A 1,503-nucleotide genomic window follows, 5' to 3' on the forward strand; every position below is an offset into this window, starting at 1 on the left:
AATATTAAGTCCCATAATTAAACTGGTAAGCGTCACCGATAGTAACGCAAACCGCAACCAATCAAATTCATATTTGCGAGTTGGTGAATACTGTTTGATTTTGAAAACACCTAATATAAGTAAAAGTGCGGTTATGGGCAATGTTATCCAAAAAATCATCCGCCAGCTGGCAAAGTAGGCAACGGTTCCGCCAAAGGTTGGTCCCAAAGCCGGTGCGATTAAGATAATGAGGTTTGCCATCCCCATATACGTTCCGAATTTTGTTGCAGGCACGGTATCCATAATAATATTGACCATCAGTGGGCCAGTGAGGCCAACACAGCCGGCCTGAATTAATCTTCCCAGCAGCAATACCCAGTAGCTGGTCGCAATACCCCCTAAAATATCTCCGGTCATAAACAACAACGCTGCGCAAACAAATAATTGTTTATTCGTGAAACGTCGTTTTAAAAATGCGGATGCCAACATTAACAACGCAACCGTCAATAAATAACCAGTTGTTACCCACTGAACGGTTGTTAACGACACATGAAATTGTTTCATTAACGTTGGAAAAGTAACATTCATTGACGTTTCAGTTAAAACACCCATAAATGTCATTAAGGAAATAATCGAAATGACGAAGAATGGATGCTTTTTGTTTTCATCTTGAATCGTTGTTTGCGTTTCTGCCACAGTTTAGAAGCTCCCATATCAGTAATTTATTGTTAAGTGCGCATTCAATTATGATAAACCCATAGAGGGAAAACAAACAAGGATAATTTTAGTAAAAGTTGGAATTGTTTTCCGGTTACTTTATTAACATGAATCTGAGAATTACTTCTAAAAAGCAATTAGTACCAGGATGATTCCCCGAAGTCGTTTTTTTCACTATTCAAAACCACTATTAATTAATTTTCTTATCATTCATAATAACCCAAAGCGAGTATGTTATACGGACTTGATTACTATATGTGACTACTTGAATCCAGCAGAAGTTCGGCCGATTTTTAATTGCATGGTGTAGAAATAATAATCTTTCAAGCATCATGACAATTTTTCTTGAAATTCAAGTTAATTAGATATAGGGTCTTGTTTAAATATCTTTTTAAGAAGGAAAGTGATTAAATGAGCGGTCTAACATCGAGTATTGCTATTTTAGTTTTACTATTATTATTCTGTATCGCCTACATCGTTAATCCCATAAAAAGCCCTTCTAATTACATTGGATACCGCACAAAATTAAGTCGGTCATCCAATGCAAATTGGCAATTATCCCAAAAATTATTTTACTGTTTATCAATTTCTTGTCAGTTGATTTTAGTGATCGCAAATGCTTTCATAGACATTTCTGTTTCAACTAACAGTCTCATTCTCTTAGGATACATGTTCATTATTTTCGTAATGATTCAATCAATTTTATACAATCGGTCAAAAATACGGTAATTCAAAAGGGTTTGTAGTAAAAATAATTTTACCGCAAACCCTTTTATCTTATTCACTTTATCATTCAATTAATAATTG

At 34.7% G+C, this 1,503-nt stretch carries 2 protein-coding genes; one reads left to right on the plus strand and one right to left on the minus strand.

Features of this window, described 5'->3' with window-relative positions; all coding sequences use genetic code 11:
* Positions 1 to 675 (minus strand): MFS transporter (locus HMPREF0519_RS00825; RefSeq protein ID WP_003633830.1); only part of this gene is annotated, 675 nt, incomplete at its 3' end.
* Between the two features lie 432 nt (positions 676 to 1,107).
* On the opposite strand from HMPREF0519_RS00825, the gene HMPREF0519_RS14700 reads away from it, so the two are divergent.
* Positions 1,108 to 1,425, plus strand: coding sequence for an SdpI family protein (locus HMPREF0519_RS14700; protein WP_081446397.1), 318 nt, complete (start codon positions 1,108 to 1,110; stop codon positions 1,423 to 1,425).
* Positions 1,426 to 1,503: the final 78 nt, after the last annotated feature.

This window comes from Lentilactobacillus hilgardii DSM 20176 = ATCC 8290 (genome assembly GCF_000159315.1).
Lineage (GTDB): Bacteria > Bacillota > Bacilli > Lactobacillales > Lactobacillaceae > Lentilactobacillus > Lentilactobacillus hilgardii.

Bases quoted from the DNA above. Each gene is read 5' to 3' on its own strand.
- HMPREF0519_RS14700 (WP_081446397.1), top strand. From the start codon at position 1,108: ATGAGCGGTCTAACATCGAGTATTGCTATTTTAGTTTTACTATTATTA.